We start from the raw sequence: 19,041 nt of genomic DNA on the forward strand, positions 1-19,041 counted from the left end.
AAATAAGCTACCTTGAATGTTCGACCTCTAAACGACATTCGCCAATATAATGAAGAAATGGAGCTGACCCAAAGTCATAAAAATGACCTTTGAGGGTTCAGCCCCTTTTTGAATAGATATCAATGAGAGGTAAGACACCGTTCTTTTATTTTGCTTTTGAAAGATAGTCTAATTCTTTCTTTGAATCAAGTACACGTGTTAAGATTGTTTCGACGGTTTTCGTAAAGGTTGTATTCGTCCGACTTCTCGGCCTTGATAAGTTCACTTTTTGTTCTAGCACAATTTGGCCATCTTCAATTAAAATGACCCGATCCGATAAAACGACCGCTTCTTCAATATCATGCGTGACTAATACAGCGGTAAACCCTTGTTCCTGCCATAACCGCTCGACAAGCTGCTGCATTTCCAACCTTGTTAAAGCGTCCAGTGCCCCTAAAGGTTCATCCATTAATAATAGCGCTGGTGAATGAACAAGCGCTCGGGCGAGGGAAACACGTTGTTGCTGGCCCCCTGATAAAACGGATGGCCATTCCTTTTTACGATCTTCAAGTTGAACATCGGCTAATGCTTGCTCTGCTTTTGCTTTCCACTCCCCCTTCAAGCCTAATCCAACGTTTTCTAAAACCGATTTCCAAGGAAGTAGTCGACCATTTTGAAAAATCATTCGCACATTTTCAGGGATTCCTTTCACCTCATGGTCATTAATTTTTATGGAACCTTTTGTAACTCGATCAAGACCAGCAACAAGCTTTAATAACGTTGATTTTCCACAACCGCTTTTCCCGACAATCGAAACAAATTCTCCCTTCTCAACAAATAGTTCAATCTTTTTTAACACGTCTTTGTCACCGAAGGATTTTCCGACGTCTTCTAACTGTATATACGATTTGCTTTCTGTTTTACTCATCAGAGCCCCCTCCTTATTTTTGATAGTTTGGATTCCACTTTAGAAATCGATATTCCAATACTTTTGCCATCCAATCCGATAATTTTCCTAACAGTGCATATAAAATAATACTTAAGACGACGATATCTAATTGCATAAATTCACGTGCATCCATTGCTAAATAGCCAATTCCCGCATTAGCTGATATCGTTTCAGCAACAATTAGAGTAACCCACATAATCCCAAGCCCGTATCGTAAACCAACTAATACAGACGGCAAAGCACCTGGTAAAATAATTTGAAAAAAGAGCTGCCTTTTGGATAAGCCATAACTTTTGCCCATTTCAATCAACTCCCGATCGACAGAACGAATCCCATGAAACGTATTTAAATAGATCGGGAACAACACACCGAGGGCAATTAAAAACACCTTTCCTTCTTCCCCTATTCCAAACCATAAAATGACAAGTGGAATCAAGGCCAAATGTGGCACATTTCGAATCATTTGAATCGACGAATCAAAGACGGTCTCTGATAGTTTTGATACCCCATTTAAGACTCCGAAAATAAAGCCAATAGAACCTCCTATTAACAAACCAAGAAAAGCTCGTTGTGAACTTATCCATATATGTTCAAAGATGGCCCCATTTGAAATCAAATTTATTCCCGCGGCTATTATTTCCGTTGGGGCTGGTAAAACTCTTGAAGAAATCAACTCCATTATCGCAAAAAGCTGCCAAGTTAATAATAAAAAGATGGGTAAAGCCCACGGTGCTGTTTTTTTCATTAAGAATTTCATATTCCTTCACCTTTCTTTTTTATTAAAAATAATCGTTCCATTTTACCTAGCCGCAATTCCACCAAATGGACTCAACCATTGTTTCTCACTCTCACTCTCTTCTGAATGGTTGACTTTTAAGAGTGGAAATAAAAGTTCTGCCACTCGATACGCCTCTTCTAAATGCGGGTACCCAGATAAAATAAACGTTTCAATGCCTAAATCCTCATACTCCCTCATTCGTTTGGCAACTGTTTCTGGACTTCCTACTAATGCCGTACCCGCGCCACCTCGAACGAGGCCGACTCCAGCCCATAAATTCGGACTCACCTCGAGTGACCCTCTACTTCCTTTATTTAAAGTAGACATTCTTTTTTGCCCGACAGAATCAAAACGGGCAAACACTTTTCGAGCCGCCGCAATATCTTCATCACTAATATGTTTAATTAAATCATCAGCCGCATTCCATGCTTCTTCCTCTGTTTCACGAACGATGACATGTAACCGAATCCCAAATCGTACCGTTCTTCCCGTTTTTTTCGCAACTTCTTTTACTTTGGCTATTTTTTCAGCCACTTGAGCTGGTGGCTCGCCCCAAGTTAAAAAGACGTCTATATGTTTGGCTGTTACGTCAATCGCCGCATCAGATGAGCCGCCGATGTATAATGGTGGATACGGTTTTTGTGTTGGTGGAAAGGCAAGAAAGCTATCTTTAAAATCATAATAATCTCCTGTAAAATTCACGGATTTCTCGCTCATCAACTCTCTCCACACTTGTAAAAACTCATTCGTCATTTTATATCTGTCACCATGTTCCAAGTGTAATCCGTCACCCGCTAATTCAACCGGGTCTCCTCCTGTCACGACATTAATCAATAAACGACCATCTGATAAGCGATCAAGTGTCGCTGCCATTCTTGCCGCTACTGATGGAGAAATAAGCCCTGGCCTAACAGCCACTAAAAATTTCATTCGTTCCGTAACTGAAATTAAGGATGAAGCCGTCACCCACGAATCTTCACAACTAACACCTGTAGGCAAAAGTGCCCCGTAAAAACCTAACTCATCTACTGCCTGAGCTACTTGTTTTAAATAAGGATATGTGACGGGGCGACCTCCCTTTGTAGAACCTAAATAACGACCATCCCCGTGTGTCGGTAAGAACCATAATATTTTCATTTCCATTTCCTCCTCTTATTTAATAATGGCCTCATCAATCGAGACCTCAACTGGGATTAGATCAAGCTGATAAAAGGTATCGCCAATCTCTTGCTGGTCCTTTTGTACTTCCTCTGTAATCCTCTCAATTCCAAACCCTCTACGCTCGAGAACAATTTCCAATATTTCTGCATCAATACTAACTTCCGGTTCTAAAAAAGCAGCCGTTCCTTCAATATCACTTTCTGCATTTCGTTCTACATTCTGTAACTCTTCTAAAATAATCGATATAATCTCATCATGATTTTCAGCAAAGCTACGTTCTGCCAGGAGGAATTCACGATTTGCAACCAATCCTTCCCCATCTCGTAAAACCCGTGCTTCTAATTCGACTTCAGCGGAGGCAAAAAACGGATCCCATATCACCCATGCATCGACATCCCCTCTGTCGAAAGCGATTCTCGCATCGGAAGGAGGTAAATAAGTGACTTCAATATCATCCAAAGATAAACCCGCTTCTTCTAGCACTTTTACTAATAAATAATGGACATTTGAGCCACGATTTAAAGCGACTTTTTTTCCTGCTAATTGTTCAACTGCTTGGATGTCAGAGTCCTTTTGAACGAGTACAGCTTCTCCTTGTGGTGAACCTGGACCATTCCCAATGTAGGCAATCGGAGCTCCGGCAGCTTGTGAGAAAATCGGTGGAGCTTCACCTGTGTGGCCAAAATCAATGCTGCCAACGTTTAAGGCTTCAAGCAATTGAGGCCCAGCGGGGAATTCACTCCATTCCACTTCTATTCCTTCTTCTGCTAAACGCTCATCTAAAGTCCCTTCCGCTTTTAAAATATTGAGTGTTCCAAATTTTTGATAACCAATTTGAACAGAATCTAGCTCACTACTTGACTGATTAGATGAGCCACAACCAACCATTAAGATTAATCCAATCAAAATCATCAGATTCATAACCATTGTTTTACTTAACATTCTTCCCATGCTTTAATCCCCCATTTTTGATAAAAAATAAAAAGCACTTTTCCTCTCAAATGAAAGAAAAAGTGCTTTCGGTGATCCGATCAGACACTGTCATTATTTTTAAGTTTTCGATCCACATGAGACTTGCGGTAGTCCGCTCGTCATGACGTTTCTCATACTGATATGATATTCCAACAAAACACACCTGTCAACTATGTTTTAAGAAAATTTTATTAATTTGGGCCATTCAGGTGTTTTAATCGATATTATAATTAAAAAAAATCCCATCTCGCCAAATAGGGCTTGATGGGAAAAATCTAAATGATTAACTTTGATTTATTAACTTTCCATTTTGATAAAATCGGTCTAACTTAGCTGTAACTTCTTCATCTGGAATTAATGGAGGGGCGTGGTGTGGCTTTTTTCTAATATCAATAATAAGGTTGTCACACCCCCAATGTTTATGAGCATACGTAGGATTCACGCCATAAATATCGGTCGCAGGGTTGCTTCTTGTAAAAGTCGCCCATAAAAAATTACTTAAGCTCGCACTAACAAAATCACTATCGTCACAAACAATAATCATCGGACATGATTGAATATCTTCAACCTGTGCCAGCTCTTCTCCAAGCTCTTTCATTTCTTCTTGTGTTTTTTCATACGTTTCAAACCTCGGCTTATTAATCGCCATAACTCCCGGTTGAACAAAACGAGCTGCTTGAATTGTTTTATGCTCCTTTAAACTTTGAGGAACTTCTTGACATAAATCACGTTTTTTATCACCAGCTGCAGCAAAGATAACCTTACTTCCTTGATTAATGCCCGTACCCGTATAATCAAGGGTATCAATCGTTGTATTCGTTTGAAAATGAATGTCTCTTTGCAAATCAATCCGCTCTAAGAGATAAGAGAAAAACTCTTCTTCTCGATGGGTTGATAACTCTTTCTCCTCTTCTGCGGCAATAAATAAATATTTGGCCAAACTTAAATGACTTGTCCCAAGCATTCGATTCGCAATCGTCAAGATTTCTTGTGGCTGTTCTAGTTTTTGGAACGGTGTGTAACGCTCATACCCAATCGCCAAAAGGAGCGGGTGGACCCCAGCCGCATCAACGGCATGCACCTCTTTTACTCCCGGGATTTCCGCTTTGACCGCCCCTCCTGTTAATTCATGAATCAACTCCCCAAAGGAAGTGTCTTCTTGTGGCGGACGACCAACAACTGTAAATGGCCAAATTGCCTTTTCTTTCGCATATACTTTATGAACCTTCATCACCGGAAACTCATGGACCAAACTGTAATAACCTAAATGATCCCCAAACGGTCCTTCTGGTTTTGTATCATTTGGATAAATATCACCGGTAATCACAAAATCAGCATCATGACTAACACAATAGCCATCCTCATAACTATAACGGAAACGACGTCCGGCAAGGAGACCGGCGAAGGTCATTTCACTTAATCCCTCAGGTAACGGCATTACCGCTGATAAGGTATGGGACGGGTGACCACCGATAAAAATACTTACCTTTAATGGCTCGCCTTTTTTAACGGCTTTTGCTTGATGGACACCAATTCCTCGATGAATTTGATAGTGTAGCCCTATCTCTTTATCGATCTCATATTCATTTCCACTTAGTTGCACACGATACATTCCGAGATTCGCATTCATAATTCCTGGTTTTTCCGGATCCTCCGAATAAACTTGTGGTAATGTCACAAAAGCCCCACCGTCATCTGGCCATGATTTCACTTGTGGTAAATCGGAAATATTAATTTCTTTAAACGTGCTTGGTAAACTTTTTTTCTTTTGTGGCAAAGCGTTCGTTGCCGCAAAACCTGAACCGACATGTTTAAATGGACTTTTTAACACCTTCATCGGATCGTTTCGTACCGCAATTACCGCTTGTGTTTTTTCAATTGTTTTTCTAAACATAAATTGACTGCGTTCAATGGTTCCAAATAAATTGGAAACAGCCGGATACTTTGAACCTTTTACTTTTTCAAAATAAAGAGCTGGCCCCCCTTCTGCATACACTCGCAAATGAAGAGCCGCCATTTCCAAATTCGGGTCTACCTCTTCTTTAATTCGAACTAAATGACCCGCTTTTTCTAAATCTATAATACATTCCTCTAAACTCTCATACATATGACAAAAACCCCTATATTCTAAAGTCTTATGCCATAATTATACCTTTAATCGAAAGCGTTGTCTCGCTAGAACCTATTTGTTCATAGAGTTGCATTATTTAGGAAAGATGAAGTGAATCGAAATGGAATTTTGAAGTTAGCCGTCACCCCGGTTATTAAGTTAAAACAGCATTGTTTTTGAATTAACCAGCTGAGGTCTGAATCTAGGAATTCATTCATGACTTTCATCCTTTCCACTACAAAAACCGATAAAAAGCATAAAGCTCTTTATCGGTCTCGAAACTTATTTACTGATTATGAAAGTTTGTTCCGTCTGTGGTTGCCTGAATGACACCGACTCGGACCAAGAAATTCCCAAAATGCTCGCCTTCTTCACGTTCTTTAGCATAACGAGGCAAAAGCTCATTTAAAATGGAAATAATCTCGGCTTCCCCTATATTTTCACGATACATTTTGCTCAACCGGCTGCCATCAAATGCGGCTCCAAGATACATATTGTATTTGCCTGGACCCTTTCCAATAAAACCAATCTCCGCTAAAGCAGGTCTGGCACAGCTGTTGGGACACCCGGTCATACGGATCGTAATTTCTTTATCACGTAAGCCATTTTGATTAACAATCTCTTCCACTTTACCAATAAAGGATGGCAAATAACGCTCAGCCTCTGCCATCGCTAGTCCACAGGTAGGTAGCGCCACACAGGCAAGCGAGCTACGACGTAAAGCCGAATAATGCTTTCCATCTGTTAACTTATATTTCTCAATTAATTCATTGATTTTTTTCTTTTTCTGACTTGTCACATTGGCGATTACGAGATTTTGATTACCTGTTAAACGAAAATCACCGGTATGGATTTTCGCGATTTCTCTTAAACCCGTCATTAATGGATAGTTTTCTTCATCAACGATCCGACCACCTTCAACAAATAAAGTGAAGTGCCATCTGCCTTTGACTCCTTTTACCCAACCATATCTGTCTCCATTACTTTCAAAATGGAAAGGCTTCGCTTCTTCTAATGACCAACCGAGACGATTTTCAAGTTCTTTGACAACCGCGTCTAAACCAAGACGATCAACGGTGTATTTAAAACGAGCATATTTTCGTTCGGAACGATTTCCATAATCACGTTGAATCGTAATGATTTTTTCAGCAATATCAAGGATTTGCTCCGGTTTTACAAAACCAATCACTTTCCCAAGTTGCGGGTAAGTCGCTGTATCACCGTGAGTCATTCCCATACCTCCACCAATCGTAACGTTAAAACCAACAAGCTTTCCTTCTTCAACAATGGCAATATAACCAATATCTTGTGAGAAGACATCAATATCGTTCGAAGGTGGAACAGCAATCCCGATTTTAAACTTACGTGGTAAATAATGCTTTCCATACATTGGTTCTTCTGTTTCAGGAGTACCTGCGACTTTTTCTTCATCTAACCACAGTTCATAGTAAGCTCGCGTTTTCGGCAATAGATGATCACTTAGTCGCTGTGACCATTCAAACACCTCACCATGAACCTCTGATTGATAAGGATTTGGGTTAGCCATAACATTACGGTTTACATCACCACATGCAGCGATTGTATCCAATTTTGACGCATAAATATCTTGAATCGTCTGTTTCATATTCCATTTTAAAATCCCATGCATTTGGAACGCTTGGCGAGTCGTTAGCTTTAGAGTTTGATTCCCATACTTCCCGGCCAACTCATCCATGACCAACCATTGTTCTGGTGTTGAAACTCCACCAGGTGTCCGAACACGGAGCATAAATTGAAAGGCTGGCTCCAGTTTTTGTTTATTTCGTTCGTTCCTTAAATCACGATCATCTTGAAGATAACTCCCATGAAACTTCATTAAACGATTATCATCATCGGAAATTCCTGAACTAATTGGTTCTTCCATAGATTCCGCTAACGTTCCACGTAAATAATTGCTTTCATCTTTTATACGTTCAACATCACTCGGAGGTCCTTCTGGTGCTTTTAAAATTTTGTTCGTCATGCCTTAAAAAACTCCTTTCCGTCAACTATCAATAAACATCACGTTGATAACGCTTTTGCTGTTGCATATTGGCTAAATACTCTTGTGCCGCTGTTTTAGATAAACGACCTTCTTTTTCTATAATCGAAATCAAGGTTTCGTGTACATCATGGGCCATATTTTTTTCATCGCCGCAAATATAAACAACGGCTCCTTCTTCTAACCAACTAAAAAGTTCCTTACTATGCTCTAACATCCGATGCTGAACATAAACCTTTTCCGCTTTATCACGCGAGAAAGCTACATCCATTTTTGTTAAAGTTTCATCCTTTAACCAACCTTGCCACTCGATTTGATATAAGAAGTCCGTCACAAAATGTTGGTCGCCAAAAAAGAGCCACGACTTCCCTGTTGCACCGATTTCTTCCCGTTCTTGCATAAAGGCTCTAAATGGTGCAACCCCTGTTCCAGGTCCAACCATAATAATTGGGGTATCAGGATTTTCTGGTAATTTAAAATTGTCGTTACTTTGAATGTAAACTGGAAGGGTATCACCTGGTTCAATTCGTTCAGAACATAAAATCGAACAAACACCATTGCGTTTTCGCCCAAATGATTCATATCGAACAGCACCGATTGTTAAATGAACTTCCTCAGGATTTGCTTCAAGACTACTAGCAATCGAATAAAGCCTTCCAGGAATCTTTCTTAAATTAGCGACAAAATCTTGAATTGAACCTGAAAAAGGACCATAGTCTTGAACAACATCGAGCAAATCTCGACCATTTAAGTAATCTTTTAATTTGTCTTTATTCTCAGGAGCAAGTAAACTATGTAACTCCTCATTTGCTGATAGTTTTGCTAAATTTTCAAGTAATGGTTTCGTTAAAACGGTCATTTCAAAGTAGCTTATAAGAGCTTCTTTTAACGGTAAGACATCCCCTTGCTTATTAATCGTCACGATTTCATCCTCTGACCATTGTAATTCACCAAGCAATAAGTCAACGAGTTTTGGATCATTTTTAGGAATAATCCCAAGACTATCCCCTGGCTTATACGTTAATCCCGACCCCTCTAATGAGATTTCTAAATGCCTCGTCTCTTTATTTGACCCTTGACCATTCAAATTAATGTTTTCTAAAACCTCTGCTTGAAATGGGTTCGTTCTTGAATAAGTTGACGCTTGAGTCGTTGCCGTGAGTGACGAGGTCTCTGCTAAACTACCAGAAGGAGATTGCTTAACACTAGTCGCTTCATTGAAAGCTTGAACGACTCCTGTAATCCATTCTGCTGCTGGCTCATCAAAATCCAAATCACAGTCTACTCTTGCATGAATTCTTTTTCCACCTAGCTCTTCTAATTTCTGATCAAACTCTTTTCCTGTTTGACAGAAAAACTCATAGGAACTATCACCTAATGACAACACGGAGAACGATAACCCATCGAGTTTCGGTGCACGTTTACCATGTAAAAATTCATGGAAAGAAATGGCCGTATCTGGCGGATCACCTTCGCCATGTGTACTAACTAAAATAAGCAAGTTTTGAACTTTTTTAAGACTATTTGGCTTAAAATCATTCATTGACGAAAGTGTCACATCAAAGCCTTGCTCTGATAATGCTTGTTTTGTTTGTTTGGCTAGACTTTGAGCGTTACCAGTTTGCGATCCAAATAAAATCGTGACTTCTTTTGAAATAGGTGTTACATTCACTTCCGGAACCGTTGAAGCTGTTGGTACAGCCGTTTGATCCGTGGAAACACCCCCACTTACTTCTTGACTTTGACTAGCTGCAATATATCCACTAAGCCAAGCCTTTTGTGATTCTGTTAATGTCGGCAAAAGCTGATTTAACAACTCTACCTGCTCCTGATTAAAAGGACTGTTCATAACCTTAAGTTGCAACAATATCCACCTCACAAAGGAATCAAAATCTTTTCATAAATTAAAAAGGACTTCCTAAATTCTTTTTTCACACTTTTAAGAAAATAGTTTATTTTATCATAGCTTCACAATTCCTATACGTCAAGTCGGTTTTAGTGAAATAAAGTGGTTTTCTGTCGTTTTTTTTAAATACTTTAAATTGTTTTCTAAATACTCAAGAAACGTATTCACCCTCACATGCAGCACCGTTTAACTAAAAACTGTTTATTCGCACTTTAATGTCAACATCCGACCTACTTCATTACCAATTCTGTGTTATTCGCTCCATAATTAAGACATTCGTGCGTTTTCATTACTAATTCTGATTTATTCGCACCCTAATGAATAGCGTATTCCCATTTTCATTACTTATTTACTCAACTTTCGCATCGAGAAAATCCGTTCAACTAGTTAGCAGAGCAAAAGGGAAGCTCTTAAACAAATGCCTTTGACACGTTTGAAAAGCGAGAACGCACTATCACACCAAACGGATAAACTGCGCATCAAGAAAAAATATACAATGTACAATGCCCTCCGGCGGTCGCTCCCAAACAGACACTCCGCGTCCTGCAGGAACCTCATGAGCCTCCTCAGCACGCTTGCGGGGTCTCATTGGACGGTTTATTCCTGCGGGAGTCTCCGTGTCTGTTTGTCCGCTAGATAATGGAATCGAATCTAGGTTCGGTTTTCTCATTGAATAAAAAAATAGTCATGACTTCAACGTACATGAGCTTGAGAATGATTTTTCTCCTTCCATGACTCATTCCGTTACAGTTGTAAACAAATCAGTGTGGATGCTCTGTACATTAGCTAGATGATCGAGCTTGTTTATCCTGTCTTTTGATGACTACAGACTTAGGAAAAAATAGGTGGTAACTACCTATTTAGTTCCATAACCAACAAAGTGAAGAAAAAGGTCCTTCTGCGTTAAAAATAGCTGATTGAGAATGGCCATCTCATCAAGCATCTCCCCTACACTTAGCGGACAAAACCATACGGAGACTCCCGCGGGAATAAACCGTGGAGCGAGACCCCGCAGGTGTGCCGAGGAGGCTCGCAAGGTTCCCGCAGGACGCGGAGTATGGTTTTGGGAGCGACAGCCGGAGGGCCTCATTTTAGTGAACAGTTTCCTTCAACAGCCTACGAAGAGATGTGTTCAGACTGTCAACGATAGAACCGTTCGTGTAAAGTCAATCTCTATCAACGGTTAAGGGTCCATTATACGCTGTGAAAGTTGAGTTATTTAATCATTTAACAAAAAAAGACTGCTTAAAAGGTCAAATCACCTTCTAAGACAGTCCTTGACTGTGGATAAGAAAAGGTTATTTAAACCAACCTCTTTCCTTGGATTGTTTAATCGCTTCTATTCGATTCTTCACTTCTAATTTATCTAAGATGACGGAAATATAATTGCGAACTGTTCCAGCTTTGATTCTAAGTTCGTCAGCAATTTCACTCGTGTTTTTCCCTTCAGCAATTAGTTCGAGTACCTCTTTTTCTCGACCAGTTAAAGGGTTTTTTTCACTTAAGACATCATCCATTAATTCAGGGGCATAAATTCGCTTTCCCTCCATTATTTGACGAATAGCAGAGGCTAAATCATCACTTGGAGAATCTTTTAATAAATAACCTTTTACCCCTGCCTTTATAGCTCTTTGAAAATAACCAGCACGGGCAAAAGTCGTTAAAATCATCACTTTACAGTCTGAATTTTTTAAAACTTCCGCAGCTTCTAAACCACTTTTACCTGGCATCTCAATGTCCATTAAACAAATATTTGGCGCCTTTTCTTGTACAAGCTTAATGGCATCTTCACCATTTGACGCTTTTCCGACGACTTCCATATCTTCTTCTAAATTTAACAAAGAACCAAGGGCTCCAAGTAACATTTGTTGGTCTTCCGCAATTACAATTTTTATCATAAACGTTCGTCACCTCCACGAGCATCCGTTGGTACGATAATTTTTAAGGTCGTTCCATCATTTGTATCAAGCTGTAAATATCCATTAACAAACTCTAATCGTTCCTTTAATCCTATCAACCCGTAACCTGGAAGTTCTTGTTGTTTATTCATTTTAAACATTCCATCATCGGAAATCGTTAGCACAGTTTCTTTTTCAAATTGTTCAATAGTAATGATACATTCTGTCGCCCCACTATGCTTAACGACATTATTAATTCCTTCTTTTAAACACATACTTAATATATTTTCAACTAATAAAGCGATGTTTTTTAAAGGCTGTTCTTGTTGAATCACACAATGAATTTCAGCAGCTTTTAACAAACTTTCGACTCGATTTAGTTCGTCTTTTAAACGCACACTTCTCATCGAAGAAACCATTTTACGTACTTCACTTAATGCCGTTCTCGCCGTTTGTTGGACATCATTTAATTCAATTTTAGCTTGTTCTGGATCTTTTGTAATTAATTTACGAGCTAATTCCGACTTTAGTCCAATTAATGAAAGCTTTTGCCCAAGTGTATCATGAAGGTCGCGTGCAATACGTTCACGCTCTTCCACTTTAATTAAATCAGAAATGATCTTATTTGCGTCCTCAAGCTTTTCCTCAAGCTCTCCACGTTCATTTCGGTTAAATATATTAAAAGGAAGGAGAATAATACTTAAACAGACAATTAAAACAAACGGTAATTGTTGAATAAAAAAGGGCTCTTGAATCACAATCATATAATTAATCGCAACCGCGATCGATAGGACGTGAATAAAATATAAAATAAAAAAGGCGATTCGATTACGTATACTCCCAATTAAGTAAGCAATAAAGAATGAAAAATAAACATAGCTAAATAAATAAGTAGCTACATTTGATATTGTTATTAAAATTAACGTCCATATATAAACAGACCAACGTTTTGTTGTTAAATAAGCAATTCGATAAAAAAGGAAAAAGAGCAAAGTTAAAGAGATCCCAATCATCGTGACGATCGTGTCCGTTTGAAAAATAAAATAAAAAGGAAGGATACTGAGGACCGTCCATATATATGGAGCGATCCCGTTTTTACTTTCAAACATTAGCCATTTTTTTAATCGCTCGGAAAATTGTTCTTTGCCCATTTTAGCTCCTCAAATCTATTACGTCATTTTGGCTTCTTTAAAACCAACAAATTTCTTCTCTTGTTCATCCCATAAATGAAATTTCAAAGATTCTAAACTAGTTTTTATCGTAATCGTTTGGACATGCTGTAATGGTTTTACTTCTTTATGCACAGCTTCCAATTTATAATTTGGCACTCGTGGACTTAAATGATGAACATGGTGGTAACCAATATTACCTGTTACCCATTGTAGGGGTTTTGGCAATTGATAATAAGAACTTCCTTCAACAGAGGCCCTCACATATTCCCACTCATCATTTTCTTCAAAATAAGATTCCTCAAATGTATGTTGAACATAAAACAACCAAACACCTGCAACACCTGCAACAAAAAAGATAGGTCCGTGTACAAGTAACAATGCTTGCCAACCAATTAATAAACTTAACCCACCAAACATGAGCACAATCATTAAATTGGTAAAATACGTATTTAATCGTTCTTTTCGTCTTGCTCCTTTTCGGTTGAAACGATTATCAATCACAAAAACAAAAATAGGTCCTATTACAAACATAACAAAAGGATTTCTATAGGCACGATAACGTAATTTCGTCATCGTTGAAGCATTCTTATACTCTTCAACTGTCATCATCCAAATATCACCGACACCACGCTTATCTAAATTCCCACTTGTCGCATGGTGAATGGCATGCTCATGACCCCATTTGCTATATGGAAATAAAGTCAAAATGCCGGAAATCGTCCCAACAATCCGATTCGCTTTACGATTTTTGAAAAAGGAAAAATGACAACAATCATGGAAGATAATAAATATACGTACAAGAAAACCACCAGCTACTACTGAAAAAACTAAACTTAATAAAAAGGAAATTTCTAAACTGAAATAAGCTAATGTCCACAATCCGAAAAAGGGAATAAATGTATTGAATAATTGTACCACACTTGTGTTTAAATTCGCTTTTTCAAATGGGGCAACTTGTTTACGCAGTGCCTTTTGTTTATCTTTATCCATACTGAAAAACTCCTTCTAACTCTTTTTTTTTATTATAAAAAAGAAAAAGGAAGTTGAGCAGTCATAGCTGTCATATACAAAACCATGATAAATGTCATGGGTGATCCCAAAATGATACAATTCCTCTTCCTTTTGTAAGTTGTCCTCTGCTCATTTATTCCTCTATCATTTCCCCATAATTTTGATTAAAATAATACTTATGGTTCATCTTAAATTAAAGGAGTCTTTCATTTGCAAAATCTAAGTAAACTGCTTTTTGAAGCACTTTTAATCGGGACAATTGGTGGTTTTGTCTTTTATTATTTTCATCTTCCACTGCCATGGATGTTAGGCAGTTTAACTTTTGTGATATTATGGCAAGCTTTTACGAACAGAACATTAGCTTTTCCTGTCATATGTAAGGATGCTGGTTTAGTCGTTTTAGGAGCTTATTTCGGTTTGTATTTTACCACAGCAACATTTGTAACAGTGGCTCCCTATTTTATACATTATGTAATAGCGACAATTTTTTTAATAGGCTTTAGTTTTTTCTTAAGTTCTCTCGTCTCAAGATGGCTTCCCATTGACCAGGTGACGAGCGTCTTTAGTTCTATTCCCGGTGGCTTAACCGAAATGGCCATTGCTAGTGAATCTTTACATGCCAAATCTTCTTATGTTGTCATTTTTCAAACCGTCCGATTATTGACTGTTTTATTTATAATCCCCCCATTTATTATTTTAGTGTTTGGGGGTAATAGTGGGGCGATGACGAGTCCTATTGCTTCGCCAGTACCATTCATTTTTGATTGGAATTATTTATATTTTATCTTACCTTTAGTCATAGGCTATTTTGTTCGCAATATGATACCAGCTGGCATTGTCATTGGCTCAATGGCGGTTACGATTCTATTAAATATTAGCCCCATTACCTTACCAGTATTACCTGAGTTCATTCTAATAATCGCTCAAATTATGATCGGAATCAGTTTAGGAAAAAGTATTCTTCTTTCCGATTTAAAAGCTGGAGGAAAATATTGTCTCGTTTATTTTATCATCGCTCTTTTGTTAATTATGATGGCCTTTCTTTTAGGGTTTCTTTTTAGTGCTGTAACAGACATTGATTTAGTAACAGCTTTGTTAAGTTTGGCACCAGGGGGGTTAATCGAAATGGTGTTAACGGCCTCACAAGTTGGTGCTGACCCTGCCTTAGTCAGTGCCTTTCAATTAACAAGAATTTTAATGATTGTTATTTTCGTCCCAACTGTATTAAAATGGTACTTCAAACGTAAAGCTCCGGTCGTTAGTTGTTAATTTGGTTTTTTCCTATTCAATTTTTAAATATGGTACGTGAAATTATATACACATCTTTAGCTTCGTTGCTCTAGGAAAATGTTCAAACCATTTCATTTTATTAACTCAACTTGCGCAGCGTATAATTGACCCTTAACCGTTGATAGAGATTAACTTTAGGGCGATACAAGACTCAAATTGACTTTACATGAACGGTTCAATGTTCAATCGTTGACAGTCTGAACACATCTCTTCGTAGGCTGTTGAAGGAAATTGTTCACTAAAATTAAGCGCTTCGGCTGTCGCTACCAAAACCATACTCCGCGTCCTTGCCGAGAACCTGGCGAGCCTCCTCGGTTTATTCGAGGCCACTGAAAAAGTTCTGTTAGTTACAATAGGGTTGGATGATTTGGCTTACTCCGCCAGCTGCATACCCTACGCGTTCCGCGGGTGAACCGGGAGCCTCCTCACTCATCGCTGCGGGGTCTCCCGTGTTTCACTTCTCCCGCAGGAGTCTCCGGGTATTCCGCTGGCTCCGTTTTGGTCAAAGAAAAACCAGCTGAGCCATAATAGATCATCTAATGAATCACCTAATTATTTGAGATTCTTCCCCGGTAAAGGTGAGAATAAGACTTTTTCAGTAAGCTCGGTTTATTCCTGCGGGAGTCTCCGTATGGTTTTGTCCGCTAAGTGTCGTGGAGAGGCTTGATGATAGGGCCATTCTCAATCAGCTATTTCTAACGCAGAAGGACCTTCTTCTTCCCTTTGTTGGTTATGGAATTAAATAGGTCGTTGCCACCTATTTTTTTCTAAGTCTGAAGTAATGAAAAGACATGATTCAAATCGAAACCAGCTCGATCATCTAGCTAACGTACAGAGCATCCACACTGATTTGTTTACAACTGTAACGGAATTAGTCATGGAAGGAGAAAAATCATTCTCAAACTAATGTACGTTGAAGTAATGACTGTTTTTTTGTTCTAATGAGAAAACCGAACCTAGATTCGATTCCATTATCTAGCGGACAAACAGACACGGAGACTCCCGCAGGAATAAACCGTCCAATGAGACCCCGCAAGCGTACTGAGGAGGCTCATGAGGTTCCTGCAGGACGCGGAGTGTCTGTTTGGGAGCGACAACCGGAGGGCAGCCTATTATTTTTTTCTTGATGCACAGTTTATCCGTTTTGTGTGATAGTACGTTCTCGCTTTTCAAACGTGTCAAGGGCATTTGTTTAAGAGCTTCCCTTTCGCTCTGCCAACTCGTTGAACGGATTTTTTCGATGCGAAAGTTGAGTTATTAACAAATAAGAACTTTTTGAGACCGAAGTAAAAATAACTTTGCTCAGACCGTAGACAACAATAGGGACATCGTTAACCCCTCTAAAAAATAACCCATCAAGTCATCATAGAATGATTTTTGATGGGTTATTATCATTTCGTATGGCAGACGTGGATGAGAGAGCCAATAGTGAATCCTGAGCGACCTATCGTCAACACTCTCAAACGACTGCCTCACTTATCCGAGATTCTTATAACTGTTCCAAAAACTGATGAATTTTATCTGAGTGACCCGGTAAGTTTTCATGTTCAAAATCCGGATAAATATACGTTTGCTTTTCTGAGCGAATTTTATTATAGATTGCATATTGTGTGGATGGAGGGCAAATGCTGTCCATTAATCCAATCCCAATATGAACCTCTGCTTTAATCCTTTGGGCAAGGTGTTGGATATCTATGTAACCTAATTTTTCAAAAACCTTATCTTCTTTTTTATGCTCTGGGTCAAAAAAGCGAAAATAACTTCTTAATTCACGGTAGGCTCCCACTGTTAAATCCATATCCCATACTCGTTTGTAATCGCTTAAAAATGGATAAACAGTTGCCACTTTTTTTACATCAGGAACGAGAGCAGCACATGCTAAAGCTAAGGCTCCCCCTTGTGACCACCCTGTTGTAGCCACTCTCGATTCATCAATATGATCCATTTGACGAACAATAGATACTAATTGAGCAGCATCTAAAAAAACATCTCGAAAAAAGAGCTTATGTGGATCTTCTTCCTCTAAACCACGAATAATATGGCCATGATGGGTATTCCCTCTTACGCCCCCAACATCTTCAGACAGCCCAGCTTGACCTCGAACATCCATCGCAAAAACAGAGTGACCTAAACTGGCTAATGATAATAAACCCGACCAATCATCAGATTGACCAGCATATCCGTGAAATTTTATGACGGCAGCCTGTTTGAACGAGTCCATTTTTGGTTTCATAAATTTAACGTGGATTTTCGCCCCGTTTATTCCGGTAAAATAAAGATGATAACATTCGACCGTTTTTGTTTGAAATTCACTTTTTATTAGTACATATTCCTTTGATAGTGAACTCATCTCGGCAAGAGCCTGATCCCAATATTCATCAAAATCAATTGGTTTAGGGTTGGTCCCCTCATAAGTCCTTAATTTTTCCAAGGGCATATCGATTAACGGCATTCCCATCTCTCCCTAACTTTTTTTAAAACAATACTTTAAAATTCTTGAATAGGTGATTTTTTCCTTTTAAATTGCTTCATTTTAAATCATGAAATTGAAGCTTTTGACTCATTCTATAAAATGAGGTGACATTTATGGTCTGGCTACTGCTTTTTCATTCGCTATTATTTGTTTCTCCGATTGAAGATTTATCTGATGATATCCATTTACGCTTAAATAATGAGATTATCGATACATACAATCGGCAAAATTTAAAGCATTCTTATATGGATGAAGCATTTATTGATATTCAGCAATTGGATCAGCTTTTAATCGATTTAAATCAGGAAATATACACACCTGCTCAAGATGCTTATATTGGCCCTTATGGAGAAGTGGTCGATGACATCGTTGGTTATCAATTACATGTAGATGAATTGAAAAGGCAAGTCATCCAATCCTATTATCAAACAGGTACAAAAACGATCGATATTCCAACAAAACCCGTTTATGCTCGTGTGAATACAGAATTAATGGAAAGTTTACGGGCACAGTTAATAGGCCATTATATTACCTATTTTAATTCAAGAAATAAAGAAAGAAGTCATAATATCCAATTAGCAACAGAAGCGATTCATAATCAAGTTATTTTTCCAGGTGAAGCCTTTTCATTTAATAAGACGGTCGGTGAAAGAACCGCACAAAATGGTTATAAAAGGGCAACTGTCATCGTTAAAGGTGAATTAAGTGAAGACATTGGCGGTGGAATATGCCAAGTTTCATCGACGCTATTTAATGCCGTAGACCATGCCAATTTAACGATTGTGGAAAGATATATCCACAGCCGCCGTGTTTCCTATGTTCCTCCTGGTCGAGATGCCACTGTCAGTTGGTATGGACCTGATTTTCGTTTTCAGAATAAGCTAAATCAACCAATTTTAATCCAAGCGAAAGTATATGGTGGGCAATTATTAATTAAAATCTACTCAACTGAGCATGTCCGTTATCAAACTAAAAATATTCCAGATGCAGAAAAAAAACTACCTAGAGAAGTTAAAATGTCGGATTAACCTCCCTTTTGAGCGGCTCCTTCCAAAAAAGCTAACTGTTAGGATTATCTCCTACTTGTTAGCTTTTTTAACTGCAAATCAACCGAAGATACCATTTTCGCTTATCCACGTAATTGTTTATGAACTTCTTGTATGTCGGCCTCGACCTTCGTTAGCTTTTGCTCTAAGGGCCCGATATTTCCTCCGACTGATTCTACTTTTTCTAAATCAAATTGAATGCGTAAATATTCTGCTTTTAAATCTTCTAATCGATTTTCTAATTCTTTTGTAGCCATGCTATCACCTCGTTTTCTT

The 19,041-nt window shown here is 38.5% G+C and carries 14 protein-coding genes; 2 read left to right on the top strand and 12 right to left on the bottom strand.

Annotated features, from left to right (window positions below; translation table 11 throughout):
* Window positions 1-145: 145 nt before the first annotated feature.
* The 10 genes from AA0017_RS08795 to AA0017_RS08840 all read right to left on the bottom strand — a co-directional run bounded on the left by AA0017_RS08795 (window position 146) and on the right by AA0017_RS08840 (window position 13,935).
* Entirely contained in the window at window positions 146-907 is a 762-nt protein-coding gene (locus tag AA0017_RS08795) for an ABC transporter ATP-binding protein (RefSeq protein WP_413381013.1), read from the bottom strand.
* Window positions 908-920: 13 nt separating this feature from the next.
* On the bottom strand, window positions 921-1,685 hold the full coding sequence (locus AA0017_RS08800) for an ABC transporter permease subunit (RefSeq protein WP_413381015.1): 765 nt from the start codon (window positions 1,683-1,685) through the stop codon (window positions 921-923).
* Window positions 1,686-1,727: 42 nt separating this feature from the next.
* On the bottom strand, window positions 1,728-2,843 hold the full coding sequence (gene ssuD, locus AA0017_RS08805; RefSeq protein WP_413381017.1) for an FMNH2-dependent alkanesulfonate monooxygenase: 1,116 nt from the start codon (window positions 2,841-2,843) through the stop codon (window positions 1,728-1,730).
* Window positions 2,844-2,858: 15 nt separating this feature from the next.
* Window positions 2,859-3,818 carry a sulfonate ABC transporter substrate-binding protein gene (locus AA0017_RS08810; RefSeq protein WP_413381019.1) on the bottom strand — a complete coding sequence of 320 codons (960 nt, stop codon included), beginning with the start codon at window positions 3,816-3,818 and terminating at the stop codon, window positions 2,859-2,861.
* A 304-nt stretch (window positions 3,819-4,122) separates the two neighbouring features.
* Window positions 4,123-5,946 carry a UbiD family decarboxylase gene (locus AA0017_RS08815; protein ID WP_413381021.1) on the bottom strand — a complete coding sequence of 608 codons (1,824 nt, stop codon included), beginning with the start codon at window positions 5,944-5,946 and terminating at the stop codon, window positions 4,123-4,125.
* 289 nt (window positions 5,947-6,235) lie between these two features.
* On the bottom strand, window positions 6,236-7,951 hold the full coding sequence (gene cysI / locus AA0017_RS08820; RefSeq protein WP_413381023.1) for an assimilatory sulfite reductase (NADPH) hemoprotein subunit: 1,716 nt from the start codon (window positions 7,949-7,951) through the stop codon (window positions 6,236-6,238).
* Window positions 7,952-7,979: 28 nt separating this feature from the next.
* Window positions 7,980-9,833: an assimilatory sulfite reductase (NADPH) flavoprotein subunit gene (locus AA0017_RS08825; protein WP_413381025.1), complete on the bottom strand. Its 1,854-nt coding sequence runs from the start codon at window positions 9,831-9,833 to the stop codon at window positions 7,980-7,982.
* 1,340 nt (window positions 9,834-11,173) lie between these two features.
* Entirely contained in the window at window positions 11,174-11,773 is a 600-nt protein-coding gene (locus AA0017_RS08830; protein WP_413381027.1) for a response regulator, read from the bottom strand.
* Entirely contained in the window at window positions 11,770-12,924 is a 1,155-nt protein-coding gene (locus AA0017_RS08835; RefSeq protein WP_413381029.1) for a histidine kinase, read from the bottom strand. Before AA0017_RS08835 ends, AA0017_RS08830 begins: the two co-directional genes overlap by 4 nt.
* 18 nt (window positions 12,925-12,942) lie before the next feature.
* Window positions 12,943-13,935 (bottom strand): fatty acid desaturase, encoded by a 993-nt coding sequence (locus AA0017_RS08840; RefSeq protein WP_413381031.1) that lies wholly within the window; start codon window positions 13,933-13,935, stop codon window positions 12,943-12,945.
* A 231-nt stretch (window positions 13,936-14,166) separates the two neighbouring features.
* On the opposite strand from AA0017_RS08840, the gene AA0017_RS08845 reads away from it, so the two are divergent.
* Window positions 14,167-15,225, top strand: a complete 1,059-nt coding sequence (locus AA0017_RS08845) for an AbrB family transcriptional regulator (RefSeq protein WP_413381033.1) — start codon at window positions 14,167-14,169, stop codon at window positions 15,223-15,225.
* A gap of 1,510 nt (window positions 15,226-16,735) precedes the next feature.
* Here AA0017_RS08845 and AA0017_RS08850 read toward each other — a convergent pair.
* Entirely contained in the window at window positions 16,736-17,698 is a 963-nt protein-coding gene (locus tag AA0017_RS08850) for an alpha/beta fold hydrolase (RefSeq protein ID WP_413381035.1), read from the bottom strand.
* Between the two features lie 134 nt (window positions 17,699-17,832).
* Here AA0017_RS08850 and AA0017_RS08855 point away from each other — a divergent pair, with 134 nt between their 5' ends.
* Entirely contained in the window at window positions 17,833-18,747 is a 915-nt protein-coding gene (locus tag AA0017_RS08855) for a VanW family protein (RefSeq protein WP_413381037.1), read from the top strand.
* Between the two features lie 101 nt (window positions 18,748-18,848).
* On the opposite strand, the gene AA0017_RS08860 is transcribed toward AA0017_RS08855, so the two are convergent.
* Complete coding sequence (locus AA0017_RS08860; RefSeq protein ID WP_413381039.1) at window positions 18,849-19,022, bottom strand: SE1832 family protein; 174 nt, start codon at window positions 19,020-19,022, stop codon at window positions 18,849-18,851.
* Window positions 19,023-19,041 lie beyond the last annotated feature (19 nt).

Source organism: Alkalihalobacillus phoenicis, from assembly GCF_047302405.1.
In the GTDB taxonomy this organism is placed as follows: domain Bacteria; phylum Bacillota; class Bacilli; order Bacillales; family Bacillaceae_D; genus Alkalihalobacillus.